Source organism: Elusimicrobium minutum Pei191 (assembly GCF_000020145.1).
In the GTDB taxonomy this organism is placed as follows: domain Bacteria; phylum Elusimicrobiota; class Elusimicrobia; order Elusimicrobiales; family Elusimicrobiaceae; genus Elusimicrobium; species Elusimicrobium minutum.
Genome location: NC_010644.1, coordinates 1,438,547 through 1,460,204 on the forward strand (window position 1 = coordinate 1,438,547; position 21,658 = coordinate 1,460,204).

General features: G+C 40.9%; 19 protein-coding genes and 1 tRNA gene. 5 read left to right on the forward strand and 15 right to left on the reverse strand.

Annotation, left to right across the window (positions count from 1 at the left end):
• Nucleotides 1-45 precede the first annotated feature (45 nt).
• The 5 genes from EMIN_RS06805 to EMIN_RS06825 are packed head-to-tail and all read left to right on the forward strand — an operon-like array spanning nt 46 to nt 4,939.
• Nucleotides 46-1,761, forward strand: a complete 1,716-nt coding sequence (locus EMIN_RS06805) for a sensor histidine kinase (protein ID WP_041691280.1) — start codon at nt 46-48, stop codon at nt 1,759-1,761.
• 13 nt (nt 1,762-1,774) lie between these two features.
• Nucleotides 1,775-2,503, forward strand: coding sequence for a hypothetical protein (locus EMIN_RS06810; protein WP_012415503.1), 729 nt, complete (start codon nt 1,775-1,777; stop codon nt 2,501-2,503).
• Nucleotides 2,500-3,105 carry a 3'-5' exonuclease gene (locus EMIN_RS08450; protein ID WP_012415504.1) on the forward strand — a complete coding sequence of 202 codons (606 nt, stop codon included), beginning with the start codon at nt 2,500-2,502 and terminating at the stop codon, nt 3,103-3,105. The genes EMIN_RS06810 and EMIN_RS08450 overlap by 4 nt, the downstream gene beginning before the upstream one ends.
• A 15-nt stretch (nt 3,106-3,120) precedes the next feature.
• Entirely contained in the window at nt 3,121-4,677 is a 1,557-nt protein-coding gene (gene gpmI / locus EMIN_RS06820; protein ID WP_012415505.1) for a 2,3-bisphosphoglycerate-independent phosphoglycerate mutase, read from the forward strand.
• A 46-nt stretch (nt 4,678-4,723) separates the two neighbouring features.
• Nucleotides 4,724-4,939 (forward strand): DUF167 domain-containing protein, encoded by a 216-nt coding sequence (locus EMIN_RS06825; RefSeq protein WP_012415506.1) that lies wholly within the window; start codon nt 4,724-4,726, stop codon nt 4,937-4,939.
• Nucleotides 4,940-4,975: 36 nt separating this feature from the next.
• Here the strand turns inward: EMIN_RS06825 and EMIN_RS06830 are convergent, their stop codons facing one another.
• The 15 genes from EMIN_RS06830 to rplI form a co-directional block, all read right to left on the reverse strand.
• Nucleotides 4,976-6,148: a class I SAM-dependent rRNA methyltransferase gene (locus EMIN_RS06830; RefSeq protein ID WP_012415507.1), complete on the reverse strand. Its 1,173-nt coding sequence runs from the start codon at nt 6,146-6,148 to the stop codon at nt 4,976-4,978.
• The gene (locus EMIN_RS06835) at nt 6,148-6,726 is read right to left on the reverse strand and encodes a phosphoribosyltransferase family protein (RefSeq protein ID WP_012415508.1); all 579 of its coding nucleotides are present in this window, start codon (nt 6,724-6,726) and stop codon (nt 6,148-6,150) included. The genes EMIN_RS06830 and EMIN_RS06835 overlap by 1 nt, the downstream gene beginning before the upstream one ends.
• A gap of 11 nt (nt 6,727-6,737) precedes the next feature.
• A complete protein-coding gene (locus EMIN_RS06840) occupies nt 6,738-9,068 on the reverse strand; it encodes a hypothetical protein (protein WP_012415509.1) in 2,331 nt (776 codons plus the stop codon).
• Nucleotides 9,065-9,760, reverse strand: a complete 696-nt coding sequence (locus EMIN_RS06845) for a M50 family metallopeptidase (RefSeq protein ID WP_012415510.1) — start codon at nt 9,758-9,760, stop codon at nt 9,065-9,067. The genes EMIN_RS06840 and EMIN_RS06845 overlap by 4 nt, the downstream gene beginning before the upstream one ends.
• Nucleotides 9,760-10,476, reverse strand: coding sequence for a lipoyl protein ligase domain-containing protein (locus EMIN_RS06850; RefSeq protein WP_012415511.1), 717 nt, complete (start codon nt 10,474-10,476; stop codon nt 9,760-9,762). Before EMIN_RS06850 ends, EMIN_RS06845 begins: the two co-directional genes overlap by 1 nt.
• A gap of 78 nt (nt 10,477-10,554) precedes the next feature.
• Nucleotides 10,555-10,626: transfer RNA gene (locus EMIN_RS06855), tRNA-Phe, on the reverse strand.
• A 59-nt stretch (nt 10,627-10,685) separates the two neighbouring features.
• Nucleotides 10,686-11,849 carry an N-acetylglucosamine-6-phosphate deacetylase gene (gene nagA, locus EMIN_RS06860; protein ID WP_012415512.1) on the reverse strand — a complete coding sequence of 388 codons (1,164 nt, stop codon included), beginning with the start codon at nt 11,847-11,849 and terminating at the stop codon, nt 10,686-10,688.
• A 15-nt stretch (nt 11,850-11,864) separates the two neighbouring features.
• On the reverse strand, nt 11,865-12,650 hold the full coding sequence (gene nagB, locus EMIN_RS06865; protein ID WP_012415513.1) for a glucosamine-6-phosphate deaminase: 786 nt from the start codon (nt 12,648-12,650) through the stop codon (nt 11,865-11,867).
• A gap of 3 nt (nt 12,651-12,653) precedes the next feature.
• Nucleotides 12,654-14,099: an N-acetylglucosamine-specific PTS transporter subunit IIBC gene (gene nagE / locus EMIN_RS06870; RefSeq protein ID WP_012415514.1), complete on the reverse strand. Its 1,446-nt coding sequence runs from the start codon at nt 14,097-14,099 to the stop codon at nt 12,654-12,656.
• Between the two features lie 8 nt (nt 14,100-14,107).
• Complete coding sequence (ptsP, locus tag EMIN_RS06875; RefSeq protein WP_012415515.1) at nt 14,108-16,615, reverse strand: phosphoenolpyruvate--protein phosphotransferase; 2,508 nt, start codon at nt 16,613-16,615, stop codon at nt 14,108-14,110.
• Nucleotides 16,616-16,642: 27 nt separating this feature from the next.
• Entirely contained in the window at nt 16,643-18,088 is a 1,446-nt protein-coding gene (gene gcvPB, locus EMIN_RS06880) for an aminomethyl-transferring glycine dehydrogenase subunit GcvPB (protein ID WP_041691553.1), read from the reverse strand.
• A 5-nt stretch (nt 18,089-18,093) separates the two neighbouring features.
• The gene (gene gcvPA / locus EMIN_RS06885) at nt 18,094-19,416 is read right to left on the reverse strand and encodes an aminomethyl-transferring glycine dehydrogenase subunit GcvPA (RefSeq protein WP_012415517.1); all 1,323 of its coding nucleotides are present in this window, start codon (nt 19,414-19,416) and stop codon (nt 18,094-18,096) included.
• Between the two features lie 47 nt (nt 19,417-19,463).
• Nucleotides 19,464-19,841 (reverse strand): glycine cleavage system protein GcvH, encoded by a 378-nt coding sequence (gene gcvH, locus EMIN_RS06890; protein WP_012415518.1) that lies wholly within the window; start codon nt 19,839-19,841, stop codon nt 19,464-19,466.
• Nucleotides 19,842-19,857: 16 nt separating this feature from the next.
• The gene (gene gcvT / locus EMIN_RS06895) at nt 19,858-20,943 is read right to left on the reverse strand and encodes a glycine cleavage system aminomethyltransferase GcvT (protein WP_041691282.1); all 1,086 of its coding nucleotides are present in this window, start codon (nt 20,941-20,943) and stop codon (nt 19,858-19,860) included.
• Nucleotides 20,944-21,174: 231 nt separating this feature from the next.
• Nucleotides 21,175-21,633, reverse strand: a complete 459-nt coding sequence (rplI, locus tag EMIN_RS06900) for a 50S ribosomal protein L9 (RefSeq protein ID WP_012415520.1) — start codon at nt 21,631-21,633, stop codon at nt 21,175-21,177.
• Between the last annotated feature and the right edge of the window lie 25 nt (nt 21,634-21,658).

The window sequence follows — 21,658 nt, forward strand, 5'->3', positions numbered from 1 at the left end:
TCAACAAACAACAAAAAAACCCTATAAAAAGTATAATGATATCATATGACAATATTCGCAAGGCTTTTTAAAATGTTTTTATGGGTTGTTTTTATACCGCTTATCCCGGTAAGTATGCTTGTGTTCTACTACCAGGGATACGCTAAAAATAATATTTTGGAAACGCATGATAATTTAGCCAAAATGGCGGCTTCCGCCGTTACTCAGCATATAGACAATATAACTTGGCGTATGTCCTTTACCGACGGATTGGAAAAAATAATTAATAACAAAAACGCCGTAGAACGCAAACTTGAGGAAGTGCTTGCTTCTAACCCGGATTTTCTTATGCTGGCCGTATTGGATTCCGAAGGGCGGGAAAAATATAAGGTAGGCCCTAAATTTATTACCGACAATGTGGGTGTTATAGATTTATCTTCGGAGGGAACTTTATCTGAAATAAGAAAGCAAAACCGTTTAAACGTAAGCGGGTTTGACGTTCACCTTAATTTACCGATAGCTGAAATTATTTACCCTTTACAAGACGGAAATTTTCTTTTTGGAATTGTAAGTTTTTATAAACTCTGGTCCAGGATTTCAGCGCAAAGAATAGGCAACAGCGGCCGCATTTACCTTGTTCACAGCAGTGGGGAAATATTTATGTCTTCCCCGGGGGAAGAGCAGGCCGTTTCCCCATACTATCTTAACACGGCTATTGTAAGCGGACAGCCGCTTCAAAAAAACCTTAAAGGCTCAAACGGCGTAAATTATATAGGCGCGATAGAACCTTCACCCATTTTAGACGCGTATATAGCAGTGCTCCAAACTAAAGACGAGGCTTTTACTTCTATTAATTCAATAACGGCATTTCTTATATTTTTTATATTAGCTATTGCGCTGCTCGCTTATTTTGCCGCTTATTCTTTCGCGGGCAGCATAGCAAACCCGATAGGCGAACTTATTGCGGGGGCAAAACGGGTTTCTAAAGGTAATTTTGACACTCCCGTTTTAAAGGACAAAGAGTGGGGTGAGTTTAACAGCCTTATAAATTCTTTTAACACCATGATGAAAGATTTGAAAGACTACCGCGACCTGCAGATAAAACAGCAAGTAAGCGAAATGAAGGAATTTGTTTTTAAAGCCGTGGCGCATGATTTGCGCGCGCCGGTATTTGGCCTGCAGGGATATGTTGAACTTTTGCAATCGGGCAAGATTTCCGAAGAAGAAGCCAAAAACTATATCGGCATTATGAAAGAATCTTTGGAAAATCTTTCCTCTCTGCTTGAAAATATTTTAGATGTTTCTAAATTAGAAGCGGGTATGTTAAAACCTGAAAAGAAAACATTTGACGCGGCCCAAATGATAGAAAAATGCGTAAACCTGCTTAACCCTTCAGCCAAAGAAAAGGGGATATATCTTACAGTGCATATTGAAAGCAACAAAGAAGCGTTTGGCGATGAAAAACTTTTAGAAAGAGTTATAACTAACCTGCTTTCAAACGCTATTAAATTTACGGACAAAGGTTCCGTTACGGTTACGTATAAAACAGATGAAAAATATTCTGTTTTTGAAGTGGAAGACAGCGGCAAAGGCATAGCGGAAAATGAATTAGAGCAAATTTTCAAAAAATACCATCAAACCGATAACTCCGTCAAAGGCTACGGTTTGGGCCTTGCCATTAGCAGGGAAATAATTAACTCGCACGGCGGCGCTATAAAAGCGCAAAAAACTAAGAACAATGAACACGGCGCATTAATAGAGTTTAAAATACCTTTTAATTGATTAGGAGATTTTTATGATAGTTTTTTGGAGAATGCTTCTTGTTCTTTTGCTTACCGATTTTGTGTTTCAGCCTAAAAATTTTTACATATGGAAAGCGCGTTCCTGGGTAGGCCAAATGGCGCATTTGGCAATATTTTTTACGCTGGCCGTATTATTAACGCGTGATTACCTGCACCTTGTATGGTTTAACTGGTTTGGACTAAATCTTACGGGCATTCCGACAATACTTTTCTTTTCATTATTACACTTATGCATGGACAAACTTTTTTACAGTTCCTGTATTTCTAATGAATATTGCGGAATAAAAAAAGATATTCCTGTTATGTATAAGTTTTTATGGCATGAATTATTTGTTCTTATGGCTATTTTTGTAATGTCTCCCCATATCGAAATTACCCAAGGGCATAATATGTTCCCGGAGTGGTGGGTTATAGCTCTTGTAGGATTAATCTTTGTATCGCAAGCGGTTAATATGTTAATAGCCACTTATGAAACAAAATGGTTTCAATCCGTTACGTTTACCGACTACAATTATATAACCGCCCTGCAAAGAGTTGTTTTTTACGGCCTTTGCCTGTTGCCCGGGTACAGTTGGATTTTATTTATAATCGTATGGTTTTGGCTGTGTTATTACTTTAGCAAAACAAAAGTTTTAGACATTTCCAAAGTTAACCTTTACTTAGGTTCCGCGCTGTCCGTTGTTACAGGGCTGCTTGTAAGGGCTGTTATTTATTATTTATGATATTAAGAGAAAAACTCATTCACGAAGTAAAATTTGCCTTCCTTGATACTGAAACAACGGGCCTTTCCCCTTACGACGGCGCCAGATTGTGCGAAATAGCCGTTATAACAAACGGCGCGCTTATCGCTAAAAGCGAGTATGGCACCATCATTAATCCCCGTTGCGTTATATCCCAAGAGGTAATTAATATACACGGCATAACCAATGAAATGGCGGCCCAAGCCCCTTATTTTGAGGATATCGCCCCGCTCTTAATCGGCCTTCTCACAGATTCTGTGATAGTCTGCCATAACGCGGATTTTGATATTCCTTTTTTGGCTGCGGAATTCGCCAGATGCGGGCTGAGAATGCCGCAAACCGTGATTTTAGACACTCTTAAATTTGCCCGTAAAAACGGTAACTTTAAGAAAAATAACCTTGGCTTTATAGTCAGCGAGCTTGGACTTAGCAATGAAGGATGGCACAGGGCTATGGCCGACGCCAAAATGACAGAAAAAGTTTTTTACCATTTTCTTGCCGCATTCAAACAAAAAGGCGCGGCCACTATAGGCGATTTGGAAGAGTTTCAGGTAAAAAGAATTTGCGGAAGCATAAGAAGTTAAACGTTAGGAGAAATTATGAAGAAGAAAGTAATGTTAGTAGTACGTGACGGCTGGGGCAAAAGAGAAGAAGTAAAATATAACGCCGTACGCCAGGCAAAAACACCCAATATAACAAGCTATTTGGAAAATTATCCAAGCACATTTTTAGAAGCCGCCGGAGTTATGGTCGGCCTGCCTGCCGGGTACATGGGCTCATCTGAAGTAGGGCATTTAAACATGGGCGCGGGCAGAATTGTAGTGCAGGAACTTAAAAGACTTAAAGATACTATTGAAGACGGTTCTTTATTTAATGCCAAACCTTTTAAAGCGTGCATTGATAACGCCGCGCAAAATAACAGCGCGCTGCATTTAATGGGCCTTGTTCAAGATGAAGGCGTGCACGCGCATCAGGACCATTTGTTCGCAATTATTGAACACGCCGCTAAAAAAGGCGTTAAAACAATTTACGTACATTTTTTTGCCGACGGGCGTGACACACCTCCCAGGAGCTCTATAGGTTTTGTGCGCGAGCTTGAGGCAAAAATTAAAGAATACGGAGCCGGGCAAATTGCCACCGTTATGGGCCGCTACTACGCCATGGACAGAAGCGAAGACTGGAATTTAACAGATAAAGCCTACGCTCTTATAACGGAAGGCAAAGCGGTAAGGTCCGCCAAATCCGCTGAAGAAGCCGTTCAAATTTCTTACGATACGGACAAGACCCCCGACGGCACAGAAATGACCGATGAATACGTGGCCCCCGCTGTTATAAACGGCTACAAAGGCGCTAAAGACGGCGACAGCGTTATTTTCTTTAACTTCCGCCAGGACAGAGCCATACAGCTTACCCGCGCGTTTATAGACGCAGATTACCCCGGTAAAAGAGAAAAATTTGTTAAAGTGGTTTTCTGCGGGCTTACAAAATACTATGACGCTTTTGAATTTAACGCCCTGCCCTCAATGACTGACGGCGGGAGCATGAATAATTTGCTGGGCCAGGTTCTTGCCGACAACGGCAAAACGCAGTTAAGAATTGCCGAAACGCAGAAATTCAAACACGTAACATCTTTCTTTAACGGTAAACTAATTAAACCTTTTAAAGGGGAAGACAGAATTGAACTTAAAGGCCGTTTTGACCCCGCCACCTTCGCCGAACATCCGGAAATGGAAGCCTATCTGGTAGCGGACGAAACAGTTAAGCAAATTAATTCGGATAAATATGATTTTATCTTAGTTAACTTCGCCAATTGTGACATGGTCGGTCACACAGGCAATATGAAATCGGTTATTAAAGCGGTTGAAGTGGTTGACGAATGCACCGGCAAAATAACCAAAGCCGCCCTTGATAAAGGATACACCGTTTTAATCACGGCGGATCACGGCAACGCCGAAACAATGTGGGACGTAAAAACAAATATGCCTAAAACGGCGCATACCTGCAGCCTTGTTGAACTTATTTATGTGTCTAAAGACGCGGAAAATATTAAACTTGAAGAGCTTGGCTGCCTTGGCGATATAGCGCCCACAATACTTGACATCCTTGGAGTTGAACAACCCAAGGATATGGACAGAAAATCGCTTGTTTCAAAATAAAAACATAAACAGCGGCGCCTAAAACGCCGCTGTTTTTTTACAGACTATGTATATAAAAGTAAAAGTTCACGCTGACGAAAAACAAAACAAACTCATTAAAAAAAATGAGGATACTTTTGAAATTTGGGTTAAAGCCCCCGCCGAACGAGGTTTGGCCAATGAAGCCGTGCGGGAAATTTTAGCCAAAGAGATAGGCGTTGGGGTAAAAAAAATACGCCTTATAAAGGGCGCTACATCGCCTTCAAAAATATTTGAATATTAAAAAAGGCGGCTCTTAATAAGAGCCGCCTTTTTTATTTTATCTTACCTGCAGTAAAGCGAAATGTAAGTATTCCGTTTCAGGCATACCCACTAAAACAGGATGGTCTTTAGCCTGGCCGCGAAGCTCAAGCATAACGACCCTTTTGCCCGCTTTATAGGCGGCCTGCCTTATAATATCAACAAAAATTTCCCTTGATATATGGTGCGAGCAGGTGGAAGTGGCCAAATAACCGCCGGGCTCCAACCCTTCCAAAGCCATACGATTGAGTTTAACATACAAGTTTATTGCTTGCGGCAGGCTTTTGCGGTTTTTTACAAAAGCGGGCGGGTCAAGCAAAACAAAATCTGGTTGGTCGGGTAATTCTTTTTTGCCCATGGCTGATAAAAGTCTTTCGGCGTCGTCACGTTTATATGTAACAATATCCTCAACGCCGTTTAATTTAGCATTTTTATTGGCGTATTCAACCGCTAGAGCAGAAGAGTCCGTGCCCCAAACCTGGGCGGCGCCGTTTTTAGCCGCGTAAATGCCGAAGGCGCCTATATACGAATATAAATCTAAAACAAGTTTGTCTTTAAAATAAGGTTTTAAAAACTCCCTGTTTTCACGCTGGTCAAAATAGAAACCGGTTTTTTGCCCTTCGCTTAAAGGCACTTCATATTCAACTTTGTTTTCCTCAATAATGACGCTTTGGGGAACTTCGCCCATAATTTCAGGATTAACGGGAAGATTTTCCATTATTCTAAAAGAACTGTCATTTTTATAAATTATTCCTTTAGGTTTAAATATTTTTTTAACCGCTTTTGTTATATCTTCTTTTAAAAGTTCCATGCCGGCGGTTAAAATATCTATAACCAAAATATCGCCGTAACGGTCAATAATAAGGCCGGGAAGCATGTCAGACTCGCCGTAAACCATACGCCCGTATTTCCTAAGTCCAATCTCTTTGCGGTAGCCGTAGGCCGCGTCTATATAATCTTGTATAAAAGATTTTTCCAAAGGTTCTTTACCACGTTTAAGAAGCCTTACGGATATTAAACTGTGCGGATTAAAATATCCGTACCCCACAGTATCCCCTTCCGCGCTAAGCACACGGCATAAAGAGCCGGAAACAGCGGTTTTATCTAAATTTTCAATTTCGTTTGAGAAAATCCAAAGATGCCCCGCGCGGACTCTTTTATCTTCCCTTGCTTTAAGTTTAATATCTAACATTATTTTTCCTCTTTAGTTTTTAGGGGTATTTTATTTTTGCAAAGCGGACAGTCGTCTTTAATATAAGTTTTTAAAGGGTATGAAACAAGCGCCCTTAAGGGTGCTTTAACGCTTAAAATCCCCGAAGACCTGTCTACAATAACAGAAACTCCTATAACTTTGCCGCCGTGCTTTTTAACTAAAGCGACGGCTCTTTCTATTTTTTTGCCTGATACGGCCACATCATCTACGATAAGAACCCTTTCTCCGGGTTTTATAATAAAATTTCTTTTTAAAACAAGGCGGCCCTTTTCGCATTTTTCAGCAAACATGGCGCGCACATTATCGCGCACTCTGGCAACCTCCTGCGCTATTACGGAAGTTTCCGGACTGGGAGATAAAACAATATCCGTTTCTTTTGCAAATTTGTCCGACATTGCCTGCGCCACTTTTTGCGCTATATGCGGGCGCGACATTATTGAGCAGGCGTGAATATAAATTTGGCTGTGACAACCCGAAGGAAGGGCAAAATGACCAACCTCAAACGCGCCGTGCTCTTCTAATATCGAAAGAATATCTAAATTTTTTGTTCTTCCCATAAAAACTCCCGTTATTTTTTAGGCCTGAATTTTTCCGCTGCGGAAAAGTCCGTCCTTATACCTCTGTTTATGGCTTTCCTTATTTCAGCTCCGCTGGTTCTGGGTTTTAGCATTTCCACCTTAGGACTTGACATAGAGTCATGCACTCTAAAAGCAAGCGCGGGCGCGCCGGAGGCGTCAGTCAAATTTTCAGCCAAAGCGCCTGAACGCGAAGTATTTTTAAATATGGTCCAAATAGTCGCGTTAAGCCTTTCGGCCAGCCAGTTAACCTCGCCCGTAGCGGCAAAAGCTAATGTCGAGCCGTCGGAAAAAAAGTTAACTATATCCATTGTACCGTTTTTAAAATCAGTTGAAAGAGATATTTTATTGTAATTAACGTCTTTTAATACGCGTCCTACCCTGAACGTTCCCGCTTTTTCCATTCTGTGCATGACGATAAATGGCTGGAAAGCCACACCCAAAACTTTTTCCTCTTCCGCTTTTCTTTCAAGCTGGTATATTACGCCGTTAGAAACTTGCGCGTCCAAAGTGCCGCTTAATTTACTGCCCGGAGGTATAAGTCCGGTTAAATTAAATTCCGTATAAAAATTATTTCCGGAAAGCACGGGGGATGTAAAGGTATCAGCCACAATAAATCCGTTCAAATTCGGCATAAACGCAGGCAAACCGTTTTTAATTACTCTAAGCCATGCCATGTTGCTGTTATCCGTGTTTTTGCTTTTTACAGGTCCTACTATTGTAATAACAAAATCAAATATAGTGTCATAAAAACCCACAATATCAAAATTTTGCATATAGAGATTAGCCTCAACCTTTCTGCGGGTTTTATGTCTGAAATTGCTAATTGTAGTGCCCACTTTCATAGGAACGCCGTTTAATTTGGCGCTTGAGACAAGGCCTGTAAGTTTATTTGCTTTTGAACTGTATTCACAATCACCTTTCACTTCGCTAAATACTTGCTGCCCTATTTTTAAAATACCTGTGGAAACTTTTGTTCCCAAAGTTTTAAATCCGTCTTTCGCGTAAAGTACGCCGGTAGCGTCAGATATATTCCATCCGCCGTTATAATTACCTATTTTAGCGGCAGCATTTTTAACTGAAACCTCCACTTCCGGAAAGGTTACCTTTTTATCTTTAAAAACACCTTTTAAATTTACAGCTCCGTTGCCCTTAAGATTAAACTTTTTTATGCCCGCGTAAATTGTTTCCTTACCTTCCATTTTAAAGAAATCCGTTTTAACGTTAAAATCCCCTTCAAGCCTGTCTAAATACAAGTTGCCGCTGGCGTCAGCCTTAATATCGCCTGATGTAAGCTGCAGTTTATTTACGGAAAAATGATGGTATGATCTTTTTAAAACTGTATTGGCGCTTATTTTCATTTGTGGAAAATTGATATTTAAAGGTTTATTTAAAAATAAAGAAAGGTCAGCGTCCGTTAAAGGCGGAATATCCGCCGTAAAACTTAAAAAAGGAGTATAAACATTATCAACGTCAAGCCTGATTTTAATAGGTTTGTCAAAAAAAGCTAGTTCAACATTTGTGTTTCTTAAATTAAATCTGCTCCAGTCAAAATTGGAAAAATTAACGCTGCCACCGGCTTTTACCGCCACTTCTATCATTTTATCCTGCCAAACATTACGCATTAAAAAGCCTGTTTTAAAATTGGACGGTGCATTAAAATTCAAATTCCTAAACTCCATATCCACGTCGTAAAGCGCATGTACGGTATTTTTAAAATCATCACGCAGCATAAACGTACCGTTCACAATTTTCCAATCGTCAATTCTTACTTTAAAAGATTCTTCTTTATTTGTTCCGGGCGTTTTTGAAACAATCTGGCGGGCTGAAGAAATATCAATTACAGGCATATTTAAACTGCCATCCTCATTTTTACTTATAATTATTTTCGGATTTTTAAGGGTAACTTCCTCAATATGAATTTCTTTTTTTAAAATGTCCCAAATGTTGTATCTTAAGGAAACTTCCTCAGCTTCAAGCAAAGGAGGGGCATTGGGAATCTCGGTGTCTAAAATGAGCATTTTTTTAATTTTGGCTGAGTTAAAAAACTGCAGTTCCAAAGAGCCTATAACAACAGGTCTTGCAAGAGCGCTTTGCATTTGGTCGGCAATCAGCTGCGAAACATCCTGCGCGTTAAAATATTTAATAAACATAGCCCAGCCCAAGGCAGCCAAAAACACCATAAAAAGCATAAAAAAGGTAAGCGTTTTAATGGAAAGTTTGATAGTGCCTTTAACAAACTTTTTTAACGCTTTATATAACTTGGAAAAAAAACTTTTAATTTTCCCTTTTTTATTCTTTTTTTCTGCTTGTTTTCCGCTCATAACCTAAAAATTTCCACAATACCCCCGAATATATAGTTTAGCAGTTTTTTCCAAACTAGTAGAGTGCGGGCAAAAATGTCATAAAAGAAACTTAAAAGTGATATATCCGACGGAAAAACAACCGCTAAGAAAATTAAAATAAATATTATGTTTGAAAGTGTTATCACCACAAAAGAAAATATGCGCCCGCCCGCCATTTTAACATCCGGCTGAGATACCTCGAATAAGGTTTTTAATGTGTGCGTAATATGGAAACAAAATAAAAAACCAAAGATAAAGGAATAAATATTTCTGTAAATTACGTTATCAAGCCCGTTGTATATCAAAATTAAGGAAATTAAAGCAAAAACTAAAAAATATAAAGGAATAACATAAGGAGCAAGCACCACAATTTCGTTAAAACCGTCTAACTTAACATTGCCGCTGTCTTTACTTATTTTTAAACCTTTAACCTTATAGCCGAAAAACAATGCCACAACAGCGTGCGTAAATTCATGCGCCGCAACATAGAAGCGTGAAAAATTATAAACAAAAAAATGAAATGTTAAGTACAGCGCCGCCCCGCCTAAAAAACAAAACGCCGGCAAACCGCTAAAAAGCAGCCGCCATAACAAAAAAAACAAATGTTCCGCGGCAAAAAACACTAACGGCAGCAGTAATATGGAACAAATTACCTTTAAAATATTTTTCATTAAAATTTCCTAATCCATTCTTCCGCGGTATATTTAGAAACCGCTTCTTCTTGCGCTTTTTTAATAAAAACACTTCCGTGTGAAAACTGTTTTAGATTGACGTTCCAATAGTCCGCCACGGCATTTTTTAAAGCGTGAATATAGTTTTTGTTTGCTCTGGCCGTTGCAGTCTGCAAAGAGCCCTGGTATAAAACAATATTATCCCAGCGTCTTATCGCACCGCCTAAAATTTTATTGCCTTCGGAATTAAGAATATCGCTTTTTACCGGATTAGAAAAACAAGCATTAGCGCCGCCGTCAACCGAGGGCGCGTAAAGCGCTGTCGCGCTTTCTTCTTTTGACACCGAAAGACCTTTCTCCTCAACAGCTAAATGTTTATTTATGGCACCGTGTATATTGTCATATAATTCCTGCACTCTTTTAATTTCGGACCTAAACACTAAACTAAATGTTAAATCACAGTTGTGGTAAACAACCCCGCCGCCGGTAGGCCTGCGGGTTACGTCTTTGCAGGTTTTAAAAGAAGACTCTTTTTGTATATCTGAAAAGAACTGCGCGTAACCGAAAGTCATTGCTTTGGCGGCGTTTTCACCCCAATTGTAAAACCTTAAAAAAACCTGGTTTTTATCTTTAGGCAGGCTTGAGGCAAGAAGCTCATCATAAGCCATATGCCCAAAAACATTTAACACGTCCGTTTCAACAATAAATCCGCTCATAATTTATTTTACAATTTTAGATATAAACAGGCATATTAATATAAAAAAGCCCCGCGTTTACGGGGCTTTTTTAAAAAGTGCCGAGGGACAGGATCGAACTGTCGACACCTGGTTTTTCAGACCAGTGCTCTACCACTGAGCTACCTCGGCTGATCTAAATATACTATATGATATCAAAAATAAAAACTTCGGGCAAATGTTTAAACGTTTTAAGACGTAATTTCCTCATGCGAATAATGCCTTGCGTTAACAAAACTATGCTTTAAGTTAAATTCTTTATCAATAATATTTAAGTTCGCTTTAAAACCTTTTTCAATCCGCCCCATGTTTTTTAAACCTAAAAATATCGCTTGGTTATATGCGGACGCCATAAAAGCGTTTTGCGCGCTAAAGCCAAAGGAAACCAAATTTTTTACTCCCCCCATCATAGTTAAGGCGGATCCCGCTATAACATTATCGCTTACTCGTTTAAAAACGCCATCTTTAAAGGACACCGCCTCTTTATTGGCAAATAAAGAGCCTTCCGTTTGGGACACCGGCTTTAAGGCGTCTGTTATTAAAAAAACCTCCTTAGGGTTTTTTACCTTGCTTAAAAAGTTAACAATGGCGGGATGCACGTGCACGCCGTCGGCAATTATTTCAACGCTGAAATTTCCCATTAAAGCCGCTCCTGCGGCGCCGGGCTCACGGTGGTTAAAAGGCGACATGGCGTTAAATAAATGCGTTACATGGCTTACGCCTTTTTTAAGCGCGTCCGTCATTTGCGAGTAAGTCGCATTAGTGTGGCCGATTTGTAAAAAAACACCGTTTTGTCGGGCAAAATCTATAAGAGCAGAAGAGCCTTCAAGTTCCGGCGCAAAAGTCATTATTTTAATTTTACCCTGCGCGGCGGCGCAAAGTTCTTTCATAAATTTTATATCTACGGGGGTAATATCTTGCGGCTTCATTACGCCGGGTTTTTGTGGTGATATAAAAGGCCCTTCTAAATGAAATCCCAAAATTTCCGCCCCTTCTTCTTTGCCGAAAGCGGGTAAAAGTTTTTCTATATTCTCAACCATTGTTTTTTTATTGGAAGGATACAATGTCGGACAAAAAGCGCTTACGCCCATTTTAGCAAGAAAAAGAGACATTTTTAAAAGCGACTCGGCGCTCATATCCTCGGTGCCAAACCCGCCGCTTCCGTGGATATGCAAATCTATAAAACCGGGCGCGAGATACGCACCTTTAGCATCAATAATATCATACCCCGTAAAATCTTTCTTAACCCCGTCGCTGTCAATCAAAATATCTAAAATTGAGTCCCCGTCAATTGTTACGGAGCCTCGTTCTATACTCCCGGGAAAAACAATATCGGCGTTTACAATAACTTTCATACCCCGCTCCTTAAACTAATTAATGTTTTCCAATTCTGAATATTCGTCTTTTAAGTTCTTAAAGTATTCAAATGTGGCAGGTTCTAAATTAGCGCAAGCGGCCGAATCCGCCACTATAACCGCCTTCTTATGCAGCTGCAAAGCGGATATCACCCATTTGCTTGACACCGCGCCTTCAAGCGCGGCTCTTACCGCTTCAGCCTTTTTAAAACCGGTAGCTAAAATAACCACTTCACGCGCGGACATTATTGTCCCCACGCCTACGGTAATGGCGGTTTTGGGTGTTTCTTCTTCCGAATTAAAAAAACGTGAATTAGCTTTTATTGTGCATTGCGTTAAAAAAACTTTATGCGTTTGGCTTTGTAAAGAAGAAAACGGTTCGTTAAAAGCTATATGCCCGTTTTCACCCACACCGCCAAAAAATAAATCTATACCGCCGGCATTTTTTATTTTTTCCTCATAAGCAAAACATTCTTTTTCAATATCTTTGGCGTTACCGTCAGGAATATTAATGTTTTCGGGCTTAATGTCCACATGGTCAAACAAATGCCGCTTCATAAAAGAAATGTATGACTGCGGGTGCGAAGCCGGCAAACCAAAATATTCATCCATATTAAAAGTAACCACGTTTTTAAAACTTAAATTCCCTTTGGAATATTCTTCCCTAAACGCGGAGTACATATCAACGGCGGTGCCGCCTGTGGGAAGACCTAAGACAAACTTTTTGCTGTCCTTAAGCCTTTTTTTAAGCAGCCGCGCGGCGTAAGCCCCGGTGTTAATTTGCGGTACTATAAGACGCATAAATTAAAATTCCTTCCTTATTTCGCCCGCTATTAAATCAGCCTCAGGCCCTATAATAACCTGCACAAGCCCATCGCCCGGTCTTAAAACTCCCCTGGCGCCCAAAGCTTTTAAATCCACGTCTTTTACTTTGGAAGAATCAACAACCTCAAGCCTCAGTCTTGTGGCGCACGCGTCAACAACTTTAAGGTTTTCTTTACCGCCAAGAGCAGTCATATATTTATATCCCCTTGTATCTCTGGCGGGCGCGCTTGTTGGGGCCGCCTCAACAGCTTTAGAATTCTGCCCCGGTTCACAGGTTTCTTCCGATTCAACAACGTCATCTTCCCTGCCCGGGGTTTTTAAATCCCAAAACTTAATAGCAAAATAAAATACGACAAAATAAAGTACCGCATACACACCGCCCACTATAAAGAAACGGGCGGGATTGGTGGCCTTACCCCAATTAAGAACAAAGTCAAACGCACCAGCTGAAAAAGTAAAACCCAGCTTAATGTTCATCAAATCCATAACAACCATTGATATCCCTGTGAGCAAAGCGTGTAAAACATATAACGGGAATGCAAGAAACATAAAACTAAATTCAATAGGCTCTGTAATACCTGTTAAGAAGCTTGTTAAAGCCATGGAAAGCAAAATGCCGGCGGTAGCTTTTCTTTTAGCGGTTTTAGCGGTAAGCATCATTGCGAAACAAGCCGCCGGAAGGCCGAACATCATAACGGGGAAAAACCCCGCCATAAAACTGCCCGCCGCAGGGTCGCCCGCAAAGAACCTGGCGATATCACCCTGGTAAAGCACAACCGCGCCTTCTTTAACAACTTCAAAATTACCGAATAAAAACCAAACCAAATTATTAAGAACATGGTGTAAACCTAAAGGTATTAAAAGCCTGTTCGCGAAACCGAAAATGAATAACCCTACGCCTTTAGATCCTATAATCCAAGTGCCCAAAGAATTAATAGCGTGTTCAACAGGCGGCCAAATAACGCTGGCCGCTAAAGCCAGGAAAACAGCGCTTGTGCCGGTAATAATGGGCACAAATCTTTTACCGCCGAAAAAGGCTAAATATGAAGGAAGCTGTATATCATGAAATCTGTTATAAAAATAACCCGCCATAACACCTATTATGATACCGCCGAATACGCCCATGTTAGTTTCCGGATTTAAAACTTTAAGCCCTGCTGTTAAAACAACATAACCCACATAAGCAGATAACGGAGCGGCACCGTGGTTGTCTTTGGCAAAACCTATGGAAACGCCCAACGCGAATATTGTGGGCAGGTTTTTAAAAATAGCGTCCCCCGAATCAGCCAGGAACGCTATATTAAGCAAATCAGGCTGGCCCAGCCTTAATAATAAACCCGCTATAGGAAGCACGGCTATGGGGAGCATTAAGGCTTTGCCTAAAGTAACAAACGCTTTTGTAACGGCGGAAAAGTATTTCTTCATTTTTTCTCCTATAAATTAAACTTTTGTTTAACCAGCTCTCTTACATTAACGCTGCTTCTAAGGCTAATAGCCTCTTTGGCAAACGCCTCGCACTCTTTTACGCTTAAAGTTCTTATTAAAGCTTTAATATTTGCTATTTCAGGCGCTGATACCGCAAGCTCGCGCACACCCAAACCTATAAGCAGCGCGACGGCGTTCATTTGGCTGGCCATACCGCCGCAAACACCCGCTTTTTTACCAGCTTTATTCGCGGCCGTACTTGCCATATTTATAAGCGTTAAGACCGCGGGGTTAAAACTGCTTGAGAATTTAGCCAGTTGGGCGTTGCCCCTGTCTATGGCAACGGTATATTGTGTTAAATCGTTTGTACCTATGGAGAAAAAACTTATTTTTTCTATAAATCTGTCCGCCAATATAGCCACGGAAGGAACTTCAACCATAATACCCAAATTATAATCTTCTTTTAAGCCCATACTTTTCTTTTCCTCATCGAAAACATTAATCATATGGTCAAGTTCTCTGGCCGACGAGATCATGGGTATCATAATACGCACATTAGCCTGGGGTTTTAAACGTAAAAGCGCGCGTATCTGATTGGTAATTAACTCTTTGTTCGCTTCATAATTACGCACGCCTCTTAAACCCATAATAGGATTTTCTTCCTTAGGGAGATTCATGTAAGCCACGGGCTTATCGCCGCCTACGTCAAAAGTTCTGAATGTAACGGGTTTGCCGCCCATGGCGTTTAAAATATCGCTGTACGCTTTATATTGTTCCTCTTCTGAAGGAATTGTTTTGTTGTTGGCGAAAATAAATTCCGTTCTTATAAGGCCTATGCCGTCCGCTCCGCTTTGGGCGGATTTCACGGCTTCGTCCAAACTGCCTATATTGCCTTCAACCGATATCGCTACTCCGTCAATGGTTACTGCGGGTTTAGAGGCGTTTAATAAATTTTGCTCATGCGCTTTTTTATCCGCTTCAACCCTTGTTAAAGCTTCTTTTTTTACAGAATCTGAAGGATTAAAAACCGCGTAGCCTTCCGCAGCGTTCAATATAACCTCCTCACCGCCTTTAAGCTGCTTTAAAACGCTGCCGACAGCCACTAAAGCGGGCATACCCGCGTTTCTTAGCATAATGGAAGCATGGGATGTGGCTGAACCGCCCGCCGATATCACTCCCAAAACATTGGCGTTTAATTTAGAAATATCATTAGGCAAAAATTCCTGTCCCACAAGCACGCTGCCCGCAGGCACGTTTAAAATTTTGGGCTTGGCGCCGGTTATTGTCATTACAACTCTTCTTTGTAAGTCTTTATAATCCGCTATACGCTCTTTAATTAAATTATTTTGGGCGGCGTTTAATATCTCAACGCTTTTTTCCACGGCGTTTACAAAGGCTTCGGCGGCGTTTTTGCCCGCGCCCACAAAGGAATTAGCGTTATCAATTAAAAAATGGTCTTCTAAAATTCCCAAATGGGTTTTTAAAATTTCCTCAAAACTGTGTTTGCCTTTATTTTCCTTAATTTCTTCTTTTATATTATTTTTTACGGAAGCTAAAGCTTTATCTAAAATTTCAGCTTCTTTGGCGGGGCCTTGGTTTGTTGAGGGGATTTCAATTGTTTCCTCAGCCATTAAAAACACTTTTCCCGTTACAAAACCGGCGCTGGCACTGATACCCGTAATTTTAGTTTCTTTAGATAAATCTGCACCTGTGTTAGCGTCCGAGGCCACGGTTTGCAAGGCGGGATGATGCTCCTCTTCAGTTTCATTAAGACCTTCTTTAACAGCAGGCATAAGCGCTTTTAAGGCTTCTTCCGCGTCCGGGCCGGAAGCTAAAATGGTAATGCTGTCTTGGTATTCTATGCCAAGCCCCATTATTGAAACAATGCTTTTTGCGCTTGCTTTTTTACCGTTTTTTTCTATTTCTATTTTTGATTTAAATTTGTTGGCTATATTTGCCAAAACGCCTGCAGGCCTGGCGTGAAAACCGTTTTTGTTAACAATTTTAATGGGGGTTGAAATAATTTCCTCGCCTTCAAGCTCCAAAGCCGAGGGCTCTCTTCTTTCGCCTATATTTAAAAGAAAACTTTTGCCGGCTTCAACCAAAGACGCTTTTGTTTTAAAAACCTCAACGTCCATAGGATTTGTAATAATTGTTATAACAAGGCCGCTTGGCGCGTTGGCAGTGATAAAATCAACGTCAAACTCAATTAACTTATCGCCTTTTTTTACTTTATTATCCTGCTTAACAAAAGCTTTAAAACCTTTGCCTTGCAGGTTAACAGTTTCAACGCCTATATGAATAAGAACTTCAGCCCCGCTTTCGGAAGTTATAGACACGGCGTGCAAACTTTTATGCAGGCTTGATACAACCCCGTCAATAGGCGCCACAACCATTCCGTTTGTAGGATTTACGGCAAGCCCGTCGCCAAGCATTTTTTCCGAAAACGCCGGATCCGGCACCTGCTCAATAGGAATAACGGCTCCGCTTACGGGGGCTAAAATTTCCAAATTCATATATTTCCTCTTTAAAATAAAATTAAACTACCATCGTAAATTAGGTTCGCGCGCGGCGCTTACTTCATCTATACGTTTAACAGGCTGCGTTTGCGGGGCGTTTGTAACAAGCTCCGGTGTTTTAACAGCCTCTTCATAAATAGAAATCATGGCATCCGCAAACCTGTCAATTGTGTTTTTAGATTCTGTTTCCGTAGGTTCTATCATCATAGCTTCAGGCACTATGAGCGGGAAGTAAATCGTGGGCGCGTAAAAACCGTAATCCAAAAGTCTTTTCGCAACGTCTAATGTTTTAACGTTTTTAAATTTTTCTTTATTAATAGTTAAAACGCATTCGTGCATGCACACGCTGTCAAAAAAAGAAGGATAAAAATCTTTAAGTTTTTCTTTAATGTAATTAGCGTTAAGAATAGCGTTTTGTGCTATTTCTTTTAAAGTGTCGCCGTCATGCTGCTTGATATAACAGTAGGTTTTAACAAGCACCGCTATATTGCCGTAAAAAGCTTTAACCCTGCCTATGCTTAAAGGACCCGGACAGGCAAGAGTGAAAAATCCGGTCTTTTCATTTTTAACCACAATCGGGCCTGGCAAAAATTCAGCCAAATGCTCGGCAACGCCGACAGCGCCCGAACCTGGCCCGCCGCCGCCGTGCGGCGTGGAAAATGTTTTATGCAAATTAAGGTGCAAAATGTCAGCGCCTATTTCACCCGGTTTGGCAAGGCCTATTAAAGCGTTAAAATTAGCCCCGTCCATATATAAAAGTGAGCCCGCGTCATGCACCATATCGGCAATTTCTTTTATATCTTTTTCAAAAAGACCCGCAGTGTTGGGAACCGTTAACATAACCAAAGCTGTTTTAGGGCCAAGGACTTCCTTTAAGGCTTCTAAATCAACGCAGCCGTCCGCGCCTGATTTAATGTTAACCACCTTAAGGCCCGCCATATTGGCCGTTGCCGGGTTTGTACCGTGGGCCGTGTCCGGAACAATTACTTCCGTTCTGTTAAGGTCATTATTTTTAGCGTGATAAGCCTTGGCTATAAGCACACCTGTCCACTCACCGTGCGCTCCGGCCGCGGGCTGTAACGTAAAAGAATGAAAACCGCAAATTTCGCTAAGCCCTCTTTCTAAGTTATACATAAGCTCCAAAGTACCCTGCGCCAAATTTGCGTCGGCAAAAGGATGCGCGGAAGAAAAGGAAGGTTCCGCCGCGGCGGCTTCATAAGCTCTGGGATTATATTTCATGGTACAAGAGCCGAGCGGATAAAAATGAGTGTCTAAAGAATAATTTTTACGGGAAAGGTTGGTAAAATGCCTTACAACCTCAAACTCGCTCATCTCAGGTAAAACAGGTTTTTCTTTTCTCATTAAATTTTCGGGCAAAAATTTGGAAGCTTCTTTACAAAGCTCTGGTAAGGCAACGCCTTTTTTGCCTTCTGTTGATTTTTCTATGGAAAGCTTGCTTTGCGGTTTAATCATAATTAGAACCCTCCCATAATTTGCGCAAATTTTTTAATTTCTTCATCAGTTTTAGTTTCCGTAGCGCAGACAAGAAGGGCGTTTTCAAACCCTCCGCCAAACTCTTTTAAAGGATAGCCCGCCGCTATACCTTGATTGGCAAGTTCTTTACAAATTTCTTCAGCCGGTTTGGGACATTCAATAACAAATTCATTAAAGAAAGGCTGTTTAAATTTAAGCTTGCAGCCTTCTTTTGAAAGAAGATCTTTAAGTTTATGCGATTTTTCCAAATTTAAAGAAGCCACCTTCACCATACCTTCGGGCCCTAAAAGCGTCATATAAACAACAGCGTTTAAAGCGCACAAAGCCTGGTTTGAACAAATATTGGAAGCCGAGCGCTCGCGTCTTATATGCTGCTCTCTGGCTTGCAAAGTAAGCACAAAAGCGCGGTTACCGTCTTTATCTTTAGCTATGCCTACAACCCGGCCCGGCAAACTGCGCACATATTCTTTTTTGCAGGTAAAAATGCCTAAATGAGGCCCGCCGAAATATACGCTGTTGCCTAAAACCTGACCATCACCAACGGCAAAATCCGCGTCATATGAGCCGGGCGTTTTTAAAACACCCAAACTTAAAGGATTAACGCACGCTATAAGTAACGCGCCCGCTTCTTTAACAACCTCGCTTATTTCGTCAACTTCCTCAACAACGCCGAAAAAGTTGGGGTTTGCCAACACAAAAGCTGCCACATTGGTATTTTCAAGTTGTTCTTTTAAATCTTCTATATCGGTAGAACCTTCTTCACAGGAGACTTCAATAAATTTTATGTCGGCGTATTTAAAATATGTTTTAAGCGTTTGCTTATAATGCGGATGCAAAGCCGCGGGTATTAAAACGGTATTTTTATTTTTAATTTTTACCGCCGCCCCCACAGCTTCCGCCAGCGCGGTAGCTCCGTCATAATGGGAGGCGTTTGATATGTCCATATCAAATAAAGCACAAATACTGCTTTGGTATTCGTAAATAGCTTGCAGCGTTCCTTGGCTGGCTTCAGCCTGGTAAGGAGTGTATGCCGTCAAAAATTCACCCCTTGAAGAAATAGCGTTAACTGCCGCGGGGGTAAAATGCTCATAAGCGCCCGCGCCGATAAAATTAAGCGCTTTTTTATTTTTAGAGGCAAGCTGTCCTATATGCTTTTGAAGTTCCAGTTCGCTTAACGCGGCGGGCAAATCAAAATCAGCTTTGCCTATGCCGGGAGCGGCGTCTTTAATAAGCTCCTCTATATTTTTATAACCTAAAAAAGACAACATTTCCTGTTTTTGTTCTTCACTGTTTGATACAAACATATTTTTTCCTTTGTTTACCGCCGCCGTATTAGCGGCGGCTTAAAATTTTATTTTAAAGAAGCTTCGTAGGCCGCAAAGTCAAGAAGGGCGGCTTCTTCGGTTTTATCCGCTATTTTAATTTTAAATAACCAGCCGTTACCGTGCGGCTCTCTGTTAATGACGGAAGGATCGTCCGCCACGGCACTGTTTACTTCAATAACCTCACCGCTTAAAGGAGCGTATATATCGGACGCGCTTTTAACAGATTCTATAACGCAGCAAGATTTCCCCGCGTCAATTTTAGCACCTATTTTAGGAAGTTCGACAAATACTATGTCGCTTATTTCATGCTGGGCATGGTCGCTTATACCGATAACGGCGTTGTCGCCTTCCACAAAAGCCCATTCATGTGTTTTGGCAAATTTGCAATTTTCTTGGTTATACATTTCAATTCTCCTGGTTTTAAACTCTGTTCTTGTAAAAACTTTTTACTACTTTCGCGGTCATTTTGCGCGCGCCTGATTCTATTTCAACTTCATCGTCAATTTCTAAAATTCTATTTACATAGCCTTTTCCGATACCTTTAAAAATGGGGGAATACGTTCCGCTTGTTAAAGAACCTATTTCCTCCCCTTTAAAAAAAACTTTGCAATGTTCTCTAGGTACTCCCGGCCCGGTAAGCTGGAAAGAAGTTAATTTAATTTTTACGCCTTCTTCCTTTTGTTTGGCCAAAATAGCTTTTGCCACAAAGTCCGGTTTGTCAAGCTTAACAACCCAGCCGCAGGAAGCCTCGTAGGAGGTATGTTCGTCATCAACGTCAACGCCGTACAAAAGATAACCCGCCTCAAGCCTTAAAACGTCCCTCGCGCCTAAACCGCAGGGAGCCGCGCCTAAATCAATAAAAAAGTTCCATATATCAACAATTGCTTTATGAGGAGCCATAATTTCCAGTCCGTCCTCACCTGTATAGCCTGTACGGGTAATAAGACAGCGCTGCCCAAATAAAACAACTTCTTTAATATTAAACCTGGGAAGTTCAGATATGCCGGGCACAAGTTTTTCCGCGTGAGACATAGCCTCCGGCCCTTGCACGGCAACCATGCCAAACTCGGAGCTGAGGTCCTCAACAACAACGTCAAAACCCGCAGTCATTTTTGAAAAGTATTTAAAATCTTTATGAGTTGTGGCTGAATTTACCACAACAAGGAATTTACCTTCTTCTTTACAAAAGGCCACAACATCGTCAACAACGCCGCCCTTTTCATTTAGGACATGTGTGTAAGTGCCCTGAGAAGGACTGTTTTTTATTTTATTAGACGTTACGTATTCTAAAAATTTATGCACGTCGCGCCCGGTCATTAAAAGCTGGCCCATGTGGGAGACGTCAAAAATCCCCGCGTGTTCGCGCACGGATTTATGTTCAGCTATTATACCTGCAAATTGTATAGGAAGTTCCCAACCGTGAAAATCAACCATCTTGCCGCCCGCTTTTACGCAGGCTTTATGCAAAGGAGTCCTTTGTAATTGTATATCTGTTGAGTGTGCCATTAAGCCCCCATATTTATGTGGTATAAACATTCTATAATATAACTCCAAAATTAACAACCTGAAAAATGTATATATGTTTACATTTAAATGTATCACTATAAAAATGTATTTAAACATAAGATTTTAGAACATGGTTTGATAATGTTTAAAACATAAATCTCCCCTACTTTTTAAGGCTTAAAGCATAAAAAAAGGCCCCGCCGTACGGCGGGGCCTTTTTATTAAAAAATCTTATTTAGCTTCAACTACTACGGGCTCAATTTTAACTTTGATTACAGCTGAAACTGTAGGTTTAAAGTAAATATTGACGTCTGTTTCGCCAAGTTTTTTAACGGGCATATTAAGTTCGATATTTTCCTTTTCGATTTCATGTCCGAGTTCTTTAAGAGCTTTGTATATATCGGCTTTGTTAACTGAACCGAAAACAACGCCTTCCGTATTGACGCTCTTTGTAAAAGTAAGAACAATATCTTTAAGCTTAGAAGCTGCTGCTTGAGCGGCTTTAAGTTCGGCTTCAATTTTTTTGGCTCTTCTTTCCGCGCCAAGCTGCCAGTTTTTAACTGCGCCTTCGGTGGCTACTTCCGCCAAGCCCTGGGGGATTAAATAGTTTCTTCCATAGCCGGGTTTAACTTCAACAATATCGCCGACCATGCCTAAATTTTTTACGTCTTTTCTCAAAATGACTTTCATTTAATTCTGTCTCCTTAAAAGATTA

What these genes read in the sequence shown, in the direction of transcription:
- gcvPA (WP_012415517.1), bottom strand. Translation starts at nt 19,416, where the DNA reads ATGTTTGTATCAAACAGTGAAGAACAAAAACAGGAAATGTTGTCTTTT.
- EMIN_RS06810 (WP_012415503.1), top strand. Translation starts at nt 1,775, where the DNA reads ATGATAGTTTTTTGGAGAATGCTTCTTGTTCTTTTGCTTACCGATTTT.
- nagE (WP_012415514.1), bottom strand. Translation starts at nt 14,099, where the DNA reads ATGAAGAAATACTTTTCCGCCGTTACAAAAGCGTTTGTTACTTTAGGC.
- nagB (WP_012415513.1), bottom strand. Translation starts at nt 12,650, where the DNA reads ATGCGTCTTATAGTACCGCAAATTAACACCGGGGCTTACGCCGCGCGG.
- nagA (WP_012415512.1), bottom strand. Translation starts at nt 11,849, where the DNA reads ATGAAAGTTATTGTAAACGCCGATATTGTTTTTCCCGGGAGTATAGAA.
- EMIN_RS06825 (WP_012415506.1), top strand. Translation starts at nt 4,724, where the DNA reads ATGTATATAAAAGTAAAAGTTCACGCTGACGAAAAACAAAACAAACTC.
- gcvH (WP_012415518.1), bottom strand. Translation starts at nt 19,841, where the DNA reads ATGTATAACCAAGAAAATTGCAAATTTGCCAAAACACATGAATGGGCT.
- EMIN_RS06845 (WP_012415510.1), bottom strand. Translation starts at nt 9,760, where the DNA reads ATGAAAAATATTTTAAAGGTAATTTGTTCCATATTACTGCTGCCGTTA.
- EMIN_RS06835 (WP_012415508.1), bottom strand. Translation starts at nt 6,726, where the DNA reads ATGGGAAGAACAAAAAATTTAGATATTCTTTCGATATTAGAAGAGCAC.
- EMIN_RS08450 (WP_012415504.1), top strand. Translation starts at nt 2,500, where the DNA reads ATGATATTAAGAGAAAAACTCATTCACGAAGTAAAATTTGCCTTCCTT.
- EMIN_RS06830 (WP_012415507.1), bottom strand. Translation starts at nt 6,148, where the DNA reads ATGTTAGATATTAAACTTAAAGCAAGGGAAGATAAAAGAGTCCGCGCG.
- ptsP (WP_012415515.1), bottom strand. Translation starts at nt 16,615, where the DNA reads ATGAATTTGGAAATTTTAGCCCCCGTAAGCGGAGCCGTTATTCCTATT.
- EMIN_RS06805 (WP_041691280.1), top strand. Translation starts at nt 46, where the DNA reads ATGACAATATTCGCAAGGCTTTTTAAAATGTTTTTATGGGTTGTTTTT.
- EMIN_RS06850 (WP_012415511.1), bottom strand. Translation starts at nt 10,476, where the DNA reads ATGAGCGGATTTATTGTTGAAACGGACGTGTTAAATGTTTTTGGGCAT.
- EMIN_RS06840 (WP_012415509.1), bottom strand. Translation starts at nt 9,068, where the DNA reads ATGAGCGGAAAACAAGCAGAAAAAAAGAATAAAAAAGGGAAAATTAAA.
- gcvT (WP_041691282.1), bottom strand. Translation starts at nt 20,943, where the DNA reads ATGGCACACTCAACAGATATACAATTACAAAGGACTCCTTTGCATAAA.
- rplI (WP_012415520.1), bottom strand. Translation starts at nt 21,633, where the DNA reads ATGAAAGTCATTTTGAGAAAAGACGTAAAAAATTTAGGCATGGTCGGC.
- gpmI (WP_012415505.1), top strand. Translation starts at nt 3,121, where the DNA reads ATGAAGAAGAAAGTAATGTTAGTAGTACGTGACGGCTGGGGCAAAAGA.